Below are 14,726 nucleotides of genomic sequence, written 5' to 3' on the forward strand. Positions count from 1 at the left end.
GTTCGAAAATGTGGTCTAAACTCCCCCATATTGTACTGAAATACAGGTTTATACTGATAGTCGCGCTGGCTCTTGTAACAGCCTTTATGGGCTTTATGGCTCGCGATGTTCAGATGGCCTTTAACTTTAACACCGCGGTGCCGAGCACTGATGAGAACTACCGGTATTTTCAAGAGTTCAAAGAAAAGTTCGGAGAAGATGGCAACATTCTGGTAGTTGGTGCTAAAGACAGTGCCATTTATGCGCTGGAAAATTTTAATGCCTATAAGAGACTCAATGATCGTATAGCCAGTACTGAAGGTATCAGCAATGTAATTTCTCTGGCAGCGCTCCAAAATGTGGTCAAAAACACTGAGAAGAGGAGTTTCGATCTGCAGCCCTTAATTCCCGACTATCCAAAAACGCAGCAGGAGCTAGACTCGCTGCTGGCCGAAGCTTTGAAGCTCAAGTTTTATACCGGACAACTGTTGAATCCGGAGAATGGTGCCACGCTCATACTCATTAATATGAAGCGCGAGGTGCTCAACTCCAAAGACAGAAATGGGTTGGTAAGAGATATTCAGGCCATGGGAGAAGAGTTTACCCGGCAAACTGGAATAGAACTTCATTACTCAGGAATGCCCTTTGTGCGAACCGTAATGCAGGAAAAGACTAATGATGAACTGAGGCTCTTCATTGTATTGTCTTTGGGCATTACAGCGCTAATTCTGTTTTTGTTCTTCCGGTCGTGGACCTCAGTAGTGGTACCGCTTATTGTTATCAGTGTGGTGGTAGTGTGGGTGTTGGGCACAGTGGGCATTCTCAACTACAAAATAACGGTACTCACGGGGCTTATACCTTCCATAATAGTTGTAATAGGTATACCCAATGCTGTTTATTTACTCAATAAGTACCATCAGGAGTTTGCCAAACATGGCAACAAAATAAAGGCGCTTAGCCGAATGGTGCGCAAAATTGGTATGGTCACCTTCATCACCAATTTTACCACGGCCATCGGTTTTTTGGTGCTGCTGACCACCGATATTAAGCTATTGAAGGAATTTGGGCTGGTAGCCGGAATTAACATCCTTGCCACGTTTGTAGTAAGTATAGTGCTCATTCCGGGTATTCTCAGCTATTTGCCGGCCCCTAAGGCCAATCAGTTAAAACACCTTGAGTTTAAAATTGTAGGTCGGTTTTTGGTACTGCTCGACTTGCTGGTACACCGCCATCGTTACAGGGTTTTTGCAGCCACAGCTGTTATTCTTACCGTGGCCATAGTGGGTGTTACCAAGCTCTATTCAGTGGCCTATATGGTCGATGATATTCCCGAGAAATCTCAGCTCAAGCAAGACCTCTACTTTTTTGAAGACAATTTTAGCGGGGTGATGCCGCTGGAGATAATAATTGATTTCGGACGACCCAAATCGACCATAAATGCCAGAAACCTCAGAAGGGTAGATCAGCTCGAAGAGGCTCTGGAGCCGTTGGAAAATGTGTCGTCTCCGGTATCGATCGTCTCTTTTGCCAAGGCAGTGCGTCAAGCTTTTTATAATGGCAACGAACGCTTCTACGGTTTGCCGAGCCCCAGCGACAGAAACGTAATTCTAAGCTATCTATCCAACCAGAGCGATAATGCCAGCTTTTTGAGCTCTTTTGTAGACACAACCGGTCAGGTAATGCGCGTGAGTCTGAAGATTGCCGATATAGGTTCCAATAAAATGGACTCGCTCATTAACCACGTGATTGAACCGGAAATAGACAAGGTGTTTAAAGACGATGAGGAAATCTCAACGGCTGTAACTGGCTCAACACTGCTCTTCGTTAAGGGCAATCAGTTTCTCATCGAAAACCTGAGGTTCAGTTTACTGTTGGCCTTCGTCATTATTGCCATTATTATGGCCATACTCTTTGCCAATATTCGAATGATTGTCATTTCGCTCATTCCCAACTTCATTCCTCTGATTATGACAGCCGGAATTATGGGATACTTTGGCATTCCGTTAAAACCGAGTACGGCATTAATCTTTAGCATAGCTTTTGGAATTTCAGTAGATGATTCCATTCATTTTCTGGCCAAATACCGGCAAGAGTTGTTTGCCAAGAAATTCTTTGTGCCAATTGCCATAAGCAACAGCATAAAAGAAACAGGGTCTAGCATGCTCTATACCTCCATTATTCTGTTTTTTGGTTTTGTAATCTTTGTCTTTTCCGATTTTGGAGGAACAGTGGCCCTTGGCTTACTCACTTCCCTGACACTTTTCTTTGCCATGTTTACCAACCTCACGTTGTTGCCGGCTTTGCTCATGGTGTTCGATAGTGGTAAGCGAAACCAAAACTTTCATCCCCTTATAGAACACTATGAGTTCTACATAGAAGATGAAGACGAAGAAATAGATACACAAAACCTGTTGATCAAAGAAAATGACCCCTTTGTGGGAACCACCAAGAAGTAATACGCTAACAACTGAAAAAGGAGTAGGTGTGAAGAAGTACACAGAATACAAGCAGCCTGAATTTGCCAAAGTTGGTGAAGATATTCTCGAGTTTTGGAAGACCAACCACATCTTTCAGAAGTCGGTTGAGTTGAAAGAAGGACAGCCAACGTTTACCTTTTTTGAAGGCCCACCTTCGGCCAATGGTACACCCGGTATTCACCACGTAATGGCTCGTACCGTTAAAGATATTTTCTGTAGGTACAAGACCCAAAAGGGATTTCAGGTAAAGCGAAAGGGGGGCTGGGATACCCACGGCTTGCCTGTAGAACTTCAGGTAGAGAAGGAGCTTGGCATAAAGAAAGAAGATATAGGCGTAAAAGTATCGGTTGAAGAGTACAATCAGAAATGTCGCGAAACAGTAATGCGATTCAAAGATGAGTGGGACGATTTGACCGAAAAGATGGGCTACTGGGTAGACCTGGACAATCCGTACATTACTTTTGAGCGCGACTATATAGAAACCCTCTGGAGTTTGCTTAAAAAACTCTACGACAAAGACTTGTTATACAAGGGGTATACTATACAGCCATACTCACCTGCAGCAGGTACTGGCCTTAGTTCCCACGAGCTTAACCAGCCCGGAACCTACAAAGATGTAAAAGACACCTCTATTACCGCCATGTTCAAGATTGAAGGAACGGAGAATGACTTCTTTCTGGCTTGGACCACTACTCCATGGACTTTACCTGCAAACAACGGTCTGGCCGTAGGCGCTAATATAGATTATGTGAAGGTTCAAACCTTCAACCAATATACCTTCCAACCCATCAATGTAATTCTGGCAAAGGATAGGCTGAGTCATTACTTCAACCCGAAAGCTCGCGACCTAAAGCTGGAAGACTATAAAGAAGGTGACAAGCTCATCCCTTATGAGGTAATCGGTGAGTTCAAGGGAAAAGAACTTGCAGGGACCAGCTACGAGCAGTTGATGCCTTACATTCCTCTACCAAAACCCGGATGTACTGTGGTTATTGGAGATTTTGTGACCACCGAAGATGGTACCGGAATAGTACATATTTCCAAAACCTTTGGTGCCGATGACTTCAGAACTTCTGTTCAGTACAACCTACCCGGAGTATTTGTAAGAGATGAAGAGGGCAAAGAGGTGCCCATAGTAGACAAACAAGGAAAGTATGTGAAAGAGATCACAGACTTTGCCGGCATGTATGTGAAGAATGAGTACAACAAAGAAGAAGAGATGCCTGAAAAGTCGCTCGATGTACTCATTTCTATCAAATTAAAAGAAGAAAATAGAGCCTTTAGGGTAGAAAAATACGAGCACAGTTATCCGCACTGCTGGAGAACAGACAAGCCGGTACTCTACTATCCTTTGGATTCTTGGTTCATAAAAACCACGGCCTATAAAGACAAGCTCGTGGAGCTCAATAAAACCATCAACTGGAAACCGGCCTCTACCGGAGAAGGAAGGTTTGGTAACTGGCTTGAGAATCTGGTAGACTGGAACCTCAGCCGTTCGCGCTACTGGGGAACACCATTACCTATATGGGTTTCTGAAGATAAGAAAGAGCAAAAATGTATTGGTTCATTGGCCGAACTGAGAGAGGAAGTGCAAAAATCCATAGAAGCCGGGTACATGACCGAGCAAATTGGAGAAGATTTTGACCTACACAGGCCTTATGTAGACGATATTGTGCTGGTGAGCGATTCAGGGCAGAAAATGTTCCGCGAACCGGACCTCATAGATGTATGGTTCGACTCCGGGGCAATGCCTTATGCTCAATGGCACTACCCATTCGAAAACGAAGATGTTTTTGAAAAGAATTTTCCGGCCGATTTTATAGCAGAAGGTGTAGATCAAACCAGAGGCTGGTTCTTTACTCTGCATGCTCTGGCCGTAATGCTACATGAAAATGTGGCCTTTAAAAATGTAATTGCCAATGGCTTGGTGCTAGACAAAAACGGCAACAAGATGTCCAAGCGGTTGGGCAATGCCGTAGATCCGTTTAAGACCATCGGTGAGTATGGACCAGACGCCACCCGTTGGTACATGATTTGTAACGCCAACCCTTGGGACAACCTCAAGTTTAACATTGAGGGGGTGGGCGAAGTGCAGAGAAGGTTCTTCGGAACGCTGTACAATACCTATAACTTCTTTGCCCTTTATGCCAATTTGGATGGTTTCAGGTTTGAAGACGCCCCTATTGCCCTAAACAAACGACCGGAGAGCGATCGGTGGATTCTTTCGCGCCTCAATACACTCATTAATGAGGTAGATAGTGCCTACTCGGCCTATGAGCCAACTAAAGCAGCTCGAATGATCATGGATTTTGTAACCGATGAGCTGAGCAACTGGTATGTACGACTGAACAGGAAGCGATTCTGGAAAGGGGAATACAATGACGATAAGAAGGCAGCTTACCAAACACTATATACTTGCCTGGCCACTATTGCCAAGCTCGGGGCTCCTATAGCTCCTTTCTATATGGAAAGGCTGTATCAGGACCTCAACGGAGTGAGCGGTCAGGACAAGGAGGAGTCAGTACACCTAGCCGATTTCCCGAAGGCCGATGAGACGTGTATTAATCTGGATTTGGAAGAGCAGATGCGACTCGCTCAAACCATTTCATCACTTACCCATTCGCTCCGAAAGAAGGAAAAGTTAAAGGTGAGACAACCACTTTCCAGAATTATGATTCCGGTGCTTGATGCCAAAACCAGGCACAATGTAGAGCATGTAGCCGAGTTAATAAAGTCAGAGGTAAACGTAAAAGAAATAGAGTTTATAGACGATACCAGTGGGATTTTGGTAAAAAGCATTAAACCAAACTTCCGTTCCATTGGTCAAAAGTTTGGGCCTAAGGTAAAAGCCATTGCAGCGGCAGTTAATGCCTGGGGGAAACAGGAAATAGCCGCAATTGAGCAGGAAGGCAGTTTTACGCTGCAACTTGCCGGTGAAGAAATAACCTTGAGCCTGGAAGATGTGGAGATAAAGAGCCAGGATATTCCCGGCTGGTCTGTGGCTACCGAAGGCAAGACCACAGTGGCTCTTGACATCACTTTGACAGATGAACTGCGCATGGAAGGAATTGCCAGAGATGTGGTAAACCGTGTGCAGAACCTGAGAAAAGATATGGGACTCGATGTGCAAGACAAAATAGACATCCGAATTCAAAAGTCCGATAGCTTTGTAGACGAGGCCATCAGAGCCTATTCAGAATATATCTGTACAGAAACTCAGGCTTTGAGTCTGGAGATACTGGAGGAGGTATCTGATGCTCAAAGTTTGGAGGTAGACGATTGGACGCTTACCGTCAGCATTGGAGTGAGATAGCTTCATTTTGAGACAGTATAAGTATTTTGTACTCACACTTACAATTGTTGCAATAGACCAGGCAGTAAAGCTGCTGGTTCATTATAACATGACCATGGGCCCGGCCGGAGAAATCAACCTGCTGGGCGAATGGTTTAAGTTACATTATGTACTAAACAGAGGTATGGCCTTTGGTTTGAGTTTTGGAGCAGGCTATGGCAAACTCGCCTTGACTGTTTTTCGTCTGCTGGCCATTCTTTTTATTGCCTATGGTCTATTCAGGCTCACCAAAACTAAATATCATGCAGGACTTCTCTGGTGTATAGCAGCCATACTGGGTGGGGCAATCGGCAACTTGGTCGACTCTGTATTCTACGGAGCACTTTTAGACAACGCCCCGTACAACTCCATAACTCCCTGGTTTCATGGGCAGGTTATAGATATGTTGTACTTCGATTTTTGGGAAGGCTATCTACCCGATTGGTTTCCTCTTTGGGGAGGAAAAAAAGTAGCCCTTTTACCCATTTTTAATATGGCCGATGTAGCCATTTTGGTGGGGGTGTTGGGCATACTTGTTTTCCAGAAAACCTTTTTCCGTCAGGCTGAATCCCGGTTAACTCAAGTGTAGTTCAATCGTATATTAACTTAATGTTATTTGAAAATTACTTTAATGTGAAGTAGTTTTGTCTTTAACGGTTAACACAACATGAAGACGATTGAGAAGATAGAACAGAGAATAGAGGAGCTCCGCTGGAAGTCCATTTCGCCTTATCAGCGAATAATAATGAACAAAGAGAAAATTCAGACCGAACGCTTTCATAGCAAAGAAAAGGAGCGTGAATTAAAATGGTATCTACGGTCTAATTCCGTTTTACTGCTCATTCTGGCCATAGTGATTGTGCTTGTTTCTATGTTTCGTACGGTAACCACAGATTTTACCTTGTTTATGTTGTTCATAACTACCCTGTTTGTAGCCCAGCGCATAGAGCTGCAACAAAGACTCAACAACCTAAAAGAGTCCAGGTTCCTGAAGAAAATACTACAAGACCTAAATACTGACAAGAAGTAGATTGAGATCAATCGAACAAAAAAAGTTAAATTTTTTCATCTTTATTGAACAATTGGTATCTTCACTAACATTCTAGTTAAACACGATACCAATGAAAAGAACAAGTCAAAGACTCTCAACTATTTGGGCAGCCCTCTTACTTTTGCTGCCCTTTCATTTATTTCCCTTCCAACAATTACCCACAGACCCCGATGTACTAATCGGTAAGTTAGATAACGGATTTACCTACTATCTCCGCTCTAATCCTAAACCGGAAAATCGTATTGAATTTCGCCTGGCTGTAAAAGCAGGCTCCATCGTGGAAGACGATGACCAGCTGGGCTTGGCTCACTTTACCGAACACATGCTGTTTAACGGAACGAAGAACTTTGAAAAGAATGAGCTGGTAGATTTTCTGCAAAAGATGGGTCTTGAATTTGGGGGCGACCTAAACGCCTATACCAGCTTTGATGAAACCGTATACATGCTGCCTATTCCTTCAGATAAACCGGAAAACGTGAAGAACGCCATGCTGGTGCTCAGCGACTGGGCACATCAGGCTACTTTCGACAATGAAGAGATAGACAAAGAAAGAGGGGTGGTGATGGAAGAGTGGCGATTGAGGCTGGGAGCTTATGAACGCATGCGTCAACAGATTTGGCCAATTACCCTGGCCGGTTCGCGCTATGCTGAGCGATTGCCAATTGGTGAGCCTGAAATATTGGAGAACTTTGAATATGATGCCGCCAAAAGGTTCTATAGAGATTGGTATCGACCAGACTTAATGGCTCTTATTGCTGTAGGCGATTTCGATGTGGCCGAAATGGAGCAGATGATTAAGGAGTACTTTTCAGACATAAAAATGCCTGAAAAGCCCAGAGAGCGCATTTACTATACCATGCCCGATTTTGAAGGCACCCGAGTAGCCATTGCTTCAGACGATGAGGCTACCTCAAACTCCATTACCATCAACTTTATTCAACCGGGCGAAAAGGAAACCGGCAATACGTTTGCCGACCTCAGAGAGTCTTTAGTATACAGTTTCTTTAGCCAAATGATGAACCAACGCCTAAGAGAGCTTGTGCAGTCAGAAAATCCACCCTTCCAATATAGCTACAGTGGATATGGCAGCGCTTTAGGTAAGGGCAAAAATGATTATACCATCTCCATTCAGGTGAAGGAAGATAAGTTTGCCGAAGGCCTTCTGGCGGCTATTCGAGAAAACGAGCGTGTGAGAAGATTCGGCTTTACCCAAGGCGAATTGGATAGAACTTTGGCTTCATTTGCCAATTCACTCGATCGTTTTGAAAAAGAGGCAGACAAGCGGGAGTCCTGGTCTTTAGTACAAGGCTATCTCAACCATTTTTTAAATGGAGGCCCATTGCTAAGTGCCAAACAAACCAGAGAAATGGCCGAGCAGATTATCCCCACTATTACACTTAAAGAGATCAATGGCTTGCTCGATAGTTGGTGGCACAATGACAACCGAACCATTGAGGTACAAGCCAAAACCGAAAATGCTGCAGCCATTCCTTCGGCCGAAGAAATGACAGCTCTGCTGGATGCCATAGTAGAGGATGACTCCATTGAGCCTTATGAGGAAGAGGCTATTGCTTCTGCATTGATGGATGCCCCACCAAAACCGGGTAAAATTGTTGCAGAACAAACCAATGAAACCACGGGCATCACACACATTACACTAAGCAACGGTGCTGAAGTGTTCATTAAACCTACAGACTTTAAAAACGATGAAGTGCGAATGACAGCCTTTTCGTTTGGCGGAACTTCCTTATACCCGGATAATGTATACTGGTCGGCCTCAAATGCCGCGGCCATCGTGAATGAAATGGGTATAGGCGATTTCAGTGCTATAGATTTGGGCAAGTTTTTAACCGGAAAGACAGCCTCGGTGCAACCCTACATCAGTTCTTACGAAGAAGGCCTCTCAGGCTTTTCTAGCGTTAAAGATTTGGAAACGTTTTTTCAGCTTGTACACCTAAGATTTACCAATGTGCGTATGGATGAATCTGCGTTTAACAGTTGGCTTTCCAGAACAAAGAACCTCTATGTAAACTTTAGTGCTAGCCCCGATCTTCAGTATTCTGTGCTGCGCCAGCGCTTTATGTACGATAACCACCCGAGAGTTGAGTTTCCATCGGCTGAGAGTTTCGATAAAATTGAACTGGATAAGGCCGTACAGATTTACAAAGAGCGATTTGCCAATGGTGGAGACTTTAAATTTGTATTTGTGGGTAATGTAGACATGCCTTCCTTTAGAAAGTATCTGGAAACATATGTGGCTTCGTTGCCAGCCAAAGGCTCTAAAGAAATGTATAAAGATTTGGGTTTACGGATTATTAGTGGAAAGCACGAGAAGAATATATATGTGGGGGTAGACGACAAGAGCCAGGTAAATATCACTTTTAGCGGAGACTTTGATTACAACCTGGAAAATAATGGTCTGCTTAATGCCGCGGCCAGTATTCTTTCCAATAAAATGATAGAAACCCTTAGGGAAGAAATGGGTGGAGTATATGGTGCCGGGGCATCCTTCTCATCTTCTCAGTACCCTAACTCCACGTTTTCATTTTCAATTTCATTTCCCTGCAAGCCGGAGAATGTAGACAAGCTGGTTCAGGCCGCTATACAAGAGCTGGAAAACATAAAACAGGGCAATTTCACTCAGGAAGATTTGGATAAAGTGATTAACGCCAGAAAACAGAACTTTGAGGAACAAATTAAACAGAACTCCTACTGGCAGAGCATGATAGCCACTTACCTGAAAACCGGGGAAGATATGGAAAACATACTCACAGGCAATGAGCGGGCAGATACCATAACGAAAGAAGCTATTGTAGCAGCACTCAACAAATTTGTGAAAGAGGACAACATGATTAAAACCGTAAAGCTGCCTCAGAATCAAAAGGCAGAACTACAACAAGAGATAAAGAAAAACTAGGCCAAGGCCATATTTATCAGTTGAAGGAGGCTGTCTCCGGAGTCGACAGATTTTGTTCTACCATTGAGCAGGATTTTGAAAGGCTTGAGAGACAGCCTCTCTTCTTATTCTTCTGAGACGAAATGGTCGCTATTTTACTTAATGATTACCTCATTGACAATGGAACTACCAAGTTCCCGGGCAATCAGTACCAGAATTTTGTCACGAGACATGCTCAACTCGTGTTTAAGAGGAGCAGAGTTAATATGAACAAAAAGCTTTTTGTCTCGAATGTAAACCTTAGTGGTTCGCTTGGCTATAGGAGCACCCATGATCTTCTCCCAAGAGTTAACCAAATTTGCCTCATTGAACTTCTCTTCAATTCTAAAAGACTTTAGCATTTCCTGTATTGCATCGCCCAATGACTCAGGTTGTCCTTTTCTTCCCTTTTCACTTTTTCTCATGGCTAAAACCTTCACTTTCAGTTGGTAAATCTACCGTTTCAGTCGGTTTACATTTGCCTGAAACTACAAATAATTGAACCTTTGGGTAAAGCTACATCAATGTTTATTAGAAAGCTATTTCAAATTAGTGACAAAGTAAAGTGGCTGTTGCTTGAACTATTAGTCGTTTTTGTGGGTGTGTACATGGCCTTTCTTTTTCAGCGCTATGCAGAGGGTCAAAAATTAAAAGATGAAAAAGAAAAGGTTTTAATAAGCCTGAAAAAAGAACTGGAGGAATTCAGAACCAATTTTCCCGGCTTTGCCTCTTATCAGCGGGGCAAATTGGTCGAATGGGATAGCCTGCTGGATGCCGGTGAGCTGACAGACTACTACAATTGGCGCTATCTGGAGCCGCAATACAACTTTAAGGTAATTGAATATGCCATGAACAAGGAGGGCACGGAGATTATAAGTTTTGAACTTTATGAAGCCCTCTCCAAGCTCCATTCGCGCATAAGGCAATTGGAACATGCCGAAAGACTAATGACCAATTTTGGTCAGCGGTACAACCTGGTGCCCTCGTCTTTGGCTGAAAACGACCCACAGCGAAAAATTCTGGAAGCAGAAAATCGCTTTGCTTTCTATAGGTTCATTGGTGCCGCCCGACTCCGGGCAGGAAAGCTGGAAAACGTAGCCGAACTGGCTGAGGACATTTTAAAAGTGGTGAATGAGGATTTAGGGCCTGAAAAAACTCGTGAAGTCGAAATTAGCCTTCTAAAAAACTACATTCGAGCCGGCTTGGATGTGAATTTCATCCGAACCATTGTAGATGAATACTTTCCGCAGTATGCTCAGGGAACCTTTGATGAGGTACTAAAAGAAGTAGAACAGCAAGAAAGTAGGGCTAAGGATTCAACTCAATAAACAGGTCGGAGGCCACTTTGTCGGCCAGTAGCTTCCCCGAATCGGTAAGAATCAGGTGTTCATCTTCTTCATAAAGAAGGTCCTGCAAAGAAAGTTTATTCAGGTAATCTCTGTGAACCATTAGCAAGTCCACACCATATTTATTCTTGAGATGATTGAGATTTAACCCCCACTTGGTACGCAACGAAGTAAGGATATACTCATTGGCCTGGTCTTCCTTGCTCAGGTGTATTACCTCAAATGGAATTTTATTTTCCGATAGCCCCAGAAGATACTTGGCGTTATTGGCTACGTTTGCCTTGCGGAACTTTCCATTGTATGAATGTGCCGAAGGACCAACGCCCAAATACTTTTCATCCTTCCAATAGTTGCTATTGTGCCGCGATTCGTAACCCGGTTGGGCAAAATTAGAAATCTCGTACTGGTCATAACCATATTGGCGTAGTGTATCAATGAGCATTTCAAATTGCTCGGCCGCAAACTCCTCTTCAACCTCATAGAGCTTGCCTTGTTCCAGCCATTTGCCAAAAGCCGTTTTGGGTTCAATGGTAAGGCAGTAAGAAGAAATATGTTCCGGCCTAAGTCGCAAAGCCTGTTTCAGGTCGTTTTCCCAAATACTATGGTCGCCATAAGGCACGGCATAGATGAGGTCAACACTAATGTTTTCGAAACCCACTTGCCGGGCTTCATAAACAGCTTCCATGGCCTCTTCTCCGGAGTGCTGTCGGTTCATCCATTTTAAATGGTCGTTGTTAAAGCTTTGAATGCCAATGCTCAGTCGGTTTACACCATTGTCATAAAATGCCTGCAACTTTTCTCGGCTCAAATCATCGGGGTTGGCTTCTAAGGTAATTTCAATATTACTGGCCAGGTCATATTCATACTTAATTACCTTCATAATCTGTTTTAGGTGGTGGTGCTCGAGTAAGGATGGGGTGCCACCACCAAAATAGATACTGTATATAGAGTCTTTCCCCAAAAACTCGTTTTGTAGAACCAATTCTTTGCAAATAGCATCCACCATATCGTCAATTTGCCTGAGCGATTGAGTAAAGTGGAAGTCGCAATAATGACATGCTTTTTTGCAGAAAGGAATGTGTAGATAGAGGCCGGCCAAAGTTTTGTAATTTTCGCCTAAATATAAGCTATGCCAATACACCGACTTACTTTTTGCAGTTGCTTCCTGCTTTTTTTTCTGTCCCTGCTGTCGGTGCAGGCTCAGCAGGTAAGGTTAGTAGTCACAACTTCGGCCAACGAACAAGTTGTGCTGAACACCTATAACTATTCCGGTCAACTGGTCGATAGTGTTGCGGCTGTAAAAGAAGTTCAAAAACTGGTACAACTTCTTCATCAGGAAGGATACCTCTTGGCTCATCCAAAGCAATTCACCTCTAAAGAAGACACCCTGCAGGTAGAAATGATTATTGGCCCACGTTTTCAGTGGTTGGAACTAAGAAAGGGAAATTTGGCCGATGACTTTTGGCGAAAACTAAACCTGCGGGAACGGCATTTCAACAACAAACCATTTAACCCTAGCCAACTGGCGGCATTGGAAAAGAGAATACTTCGGTTTGCAGAGCGCAACGCATTTCCATTTGCATCTATTAAGTACGATTCGCTTAGTATTGAGCAAAATTACCTTTCTGCTACCCTGCAGGTAGATTTGGGCCCGCCTATAAACTTTGATTCTGTGCGCATTGAGCAGCCTCAAATTTTAAAACCAAAGTTTGCCATGGCCTATCTGGGTATACACCTGGGGCAACCGTATAATCAACAACTGGTAGATGCAATAGTACCAAGGTTGAGAAAGCTCAATTATGTAAAGCTTACAAGACCTCCTCTGCTCAGTTTTCAGAATAGCGAGGCAAGAGTCACTCTTTCTGTGGAAAAAAGACCCGTAAACAGGCTCGATGGAATTATTGGTTTTTTGCCTAACAATAGCCGTAGCGGAGGCCTACTTGTTACCGGCCAGTTCGATCTCGACTTGTACAACCCATTTGCTTCGGGCAGACACATTGGCTTGCACTGGAGAAGGTTGAGTGAGGAAACCCAAACATTGAAGTTCAATTTTGACCAACCCCACCTGCTGGGTAGTACTTTGTCTTTACGCAGCCAGTTCGATTTCCTTAAACAGGACTCTACTTTTAACAGGAGAGTACTTGGCCTGGACCTAAACATAAACTTGGGCTTTAATGCCAACCTGGGAGTAGTTACTCATTTGGTGGCTACCGATCTTATAGCAACTTCGGCCTATGCCGACAGCAATAGGCTTCCGGATATTCTGGATTTTAGACTAAACCGTTATGGCTTGAGGTATAGCTACAACGGCTTGGACGATGTGTTTTTTCCCCGAAGAGGCTTAAGTCTGGAGTTGAACACAAGCATTGGTAATAAGGTAATCAGACAAAACGCAGAACTGCCCAATGAACTTTATACCGATGTTGATATGAAAACGCTGCAACTTCAGTACGATCTGGATGTAGAAAAATATCTGGGTTTGGGTTCCAGGGCTATCTTTTATGCCACATTGCATGGGGGTTATTTATCTTCTAAAAACCTTTTTAGAAACGATGCCTATCGGCTGGGCGGGCTCAATAGTATAAGAGGCTTCAATGAGAGTTATTTTTTTGCAACAGGCTTTGCCTATAGCAATTTGGAGTATCGCTACTTTTTGGAAGACTCTTCTTACTTGCTGCTCTTTTCTGATGTGGGCTATTTGGAGCAAAACTTTGTGAGCAATGCCAACGCCAACAGGGGAGAATGGGCCTTGGGAATGGGCGCGGGTATTAGTTTTGCTACCGGAACCGGCATTTTCAATTTTGTTTATGCTTTAGGTACGGCCGATTCAACCGGAGCCATTAACTTTAGCCAATCCAAGATACACTTTGGGTTTACCACCAGATTTTAATGCAAGAGACAAGTAGCATTCAATTATTTTACCGCGATTTGGCCATAGTCATGGCCATGGCTCTTTTTGTTATCTATGCCATTTCCAGGGTAGTGTATCCAAAGCTGTTTGCTTCGGTATATAGCTATGCACGCTTTTTCTCTACTCGTCTGCGAGACGACTTTGGGTCAGGCATACGCTTGTTCAGCACCGAAAATTTTTACTTCACCGCGGTATTATCGCTCAATTTTAGTTTTGCTGCAGTTTGTCTCTATCTGTTCACTCCATTCGTGCAGGCTACGATTCCATGGTTGGTCATAGAATCTATGGGGAAAGGTCTGTTGGTTTGGCTACTAACAGCTATGGCCATTCAGTTTTTGTTTTTTCTCAAATTTTTGTTTGTGGCCTGGTTTGGTTGGCTTTTTGGCATTCCCACCGATCAGTCCAGGCATTTTTCTGAGATTCAGCTAATGAACAATGGTCTTTCTGTGGTAATGTACCTCATATTGGCCATTTCGCTCTTCGGAAGGTTTTCATTTCCTGAATTTACAGTCAAACTTATTCTGGCTACTTTGGCCTTTTATCTGGTTTTCAGATTCTTCAACCTCTTTTTAAAAATTCGTAACCTGGGAGCCAGTAGCAACTTATATATATTTTCTTACCTTTGCAGCACAGAATTAATACCTACTTTGCTAGGATTGAATCTGTTAGTTTGACAAGCCAGATTAGATTAAAAAG

Annotated in this window: 10 protein-coding genes; 8 read left to right on the forward strand and 2 right to left on the reverse strand. The window is 43.5% G+C overall.

Translation table 11 applies throughout. The features are described from left to right. The first annotated feature begins 8 nt into the window (after positions 1-8). The 5 genes from B3O12_RS01300 to B3O12_RS01320 all read left to right on the forward strand — a co-directional run bounded on the left by B3O12_RS01300 (position 9) and on the right by B3O12_RS01320 (position 9,755). Positions 9-2,435, forward strand: coding sequence for an efflux RND transporter permease subunit (locus tag B3O12_RS01300; protein ID WP_189628716.1), 2,427 nt, complete (start codon positions 9-11; stop codon positions 2,433-2,435). Further along, entirely contained in the window at positions 2,404-5,769 is a 3,366-nt protein-coding gene (gene ileS, locus B3O12_RS01305) for an isoleucine--tRNA ligase (protein WP_286755018.1), read from the forward strand. The genes B3O12_RS01300 and ileS overlap by 32 nt, the downstream gene beginning before the upstream one ends. A gap of 7 nt (positions 5,770-5,776) precedes the next feature. Continuing rightward, positions 5,777-6,376, forward strand: coding sequence for a lipoprotein signal peptidase (locus tag B3O12_RS01310; RefSeq protein ID WP_189628714.1), 600 nt, complete (start codon positions 5,777-5,779; stop codon positions 6,374-6,376). A 78-nt stretch (positions 6,377-6,454) separates the two neighbouring features. Beyond that, the gene (locus B3O12_RS01315; RefSeq protein ID WP_189628713.1) at positions 6,455-6,817 is read left to right on the forward strand and encodes a hypothetical protein; all 363 of its coding nucleotides are present in this window, start codon (positions 6,455-6,457) and stop codon (positions 6,815-6,817) included. Between the two features lie 91 nt (positions 6,818-6,908). Then, entirely contained in the window at positions 6,909-9,755 is a 2,847-nt protein-coding gene (locus tag B3O12_RS01320; protein ID WP_286755019.1) for a M16 family metallopeptidase, read from the forward strand. Between the two features lie 134 nt (positions 9,756-9,889). On the opposite strand, the gene B3O12_RS01325 is transcribed toward B3O12_RS01320, so the two are convergent. Continuing rightward, positions 9,890-10,198: a DUF721 domain-containing protein gene (locus B3O12_RS01325; protein ID WP_189628711.1), complete on the reverse strand. Its 309-nt coding sequence runs from the start codon at positions 10,196-10,198 to the stop codon at positions 9,890-9,892. A 99-nt stretch (positions 10,199-10,297) separates the two neighbouring features. Between B3O12_RS01325 and B3O12_RS01330 the strand changes: the two genes are divergently transcribed. Further along, positions 10,298-11,101 carry a hypothetical protein gene (locus B3O12_RS01330; protein WP_189628710.1) on the forward strand — a complete coding sequence of 268 codons (804 nt, stop codon included), beginning with the start codon at positions 10,298-10,300 and terminating at the stop codon, positions 11,099-11,101. Here the strand turns inward: B3O12_RS01330 and hemW are convergent. Beyond that, positions 11,082-12,218 (reverse strand): radical SAM family heme chaperone HemW, encoded by a 1,137-nt coding sequence (gene hemW, locus B3O12_RS01335; protein ID WP_286755020.1) that lies wholly within the window; start codon positions 12,216-12,218, stop codon positions 11,082-11,084. The two genes, B3O12_RS01330 and hemW, sit on opposite strands and share 20 nt — an antisense overlap. Positions 12,219-12,248: 30 nt before the next feature. On the opposite strand from hemW, the gene B3O12_RS01340 reads away from it, so the two are divergent. Both B3O12_RS01340 and B3O12_RS01345 read left to right on the forward strand, forming a co-directional pair. Next, positions 12,249-14,009, forward strand: coding sequence for a BamA/TamA family outer membrane protein (locus tag B3O12_RS01340; protein WP_286755021.1), 1,761 nt, complete (start codon positions 12,249-12,251; stop codon positions 14,007-14,009). Continuing rightward, on the forward strand, positions 14,009-14,704 hold the full coding sequence (locus B3O12_RS01345; protein WP_286755022.1) for a DUF4271 domain-containing protein: 696 nt from the start codon (positions 14,009-14,011) through the stop codon (positions 14,702-14,704). Before B3O12_RS01340 ends, B3O12_RS01345 begins: the two co-directional genes overlap by 1 nt. Positions 14,705-14,726 lie beyond the last annotated feature (22 nt).

Source organism: Roseivirga sp. UBA838 (genome assembly GCF_002296035.1).
GTDB lineage: Bacteria > Bacteroidota > Bacteroidia > Cytophagales > Cyclobacteriaceae > Roseivirga > Roseivirga thermotolerans.

What these genes read in the sequence shown, in the direction of transcription:
- B3O12_RS01300 (WP_189628716.1), top strand. Translation starts at nt 9, where the DNA reads ATGTGGTCTAAACTCCCCCATATTGTACTGAAATACAGGTTTATACTG.
- ileS (WP_286755018.1), top strand. Translation starts at nt 2,404, where the DNA reads ATGACCCCTTTGTGGGAACCACCAAGAAGTAATACGCTAACAACTGAA.
- B3O12_RS01315 (WP_189628713.1), top strand. Translation starts at nt 6,455, where the DNA reads ATGAAGACGATTGAGAAGATAGAACAGAGAATAGAGGAGCTCCGCTGG.
- B3O12_RS01320 (WP_286755019.1), top strand. Translation starts at nt 6,909, where the DNA reads ATGAAAAGAACAAGTCAAAGACTCTCAACTATTTGGGCAGCCCTCTTA.
- B3O12_RS01325 (WP_189628711.1), bottom strand. Translation starts at nt 10,198, where the DNA reads ATGAGAAAAAGTGAAAAGGGAAGAAAAGGACAACCTGAGTCATTGGGC.
- B3O12_RS01330 (WP_189628710.1), top strand. Translation starts at nt 10,298, where the DNA reads ATGTTTATTAGAAAGCTATTTCAAATTAGTGACAAAGTAAAGTGGCTG.
- B3O12_RS01340 (WP_286755021.1), top strand. Translation starts at nt 12,249, where the DNA reads ATGCCAATACACCGACTTACTTTTTGCAGTTGCTTCCTGCTTTTTTTT.
- B3O12_RS01345 (WP_286755022.1), top strand. Translation starts at nt 14,009, where the DNA reads ATGCAAGAGACAAGTAGCATTCAATTATTTTACCGCGATTTGGCCATA.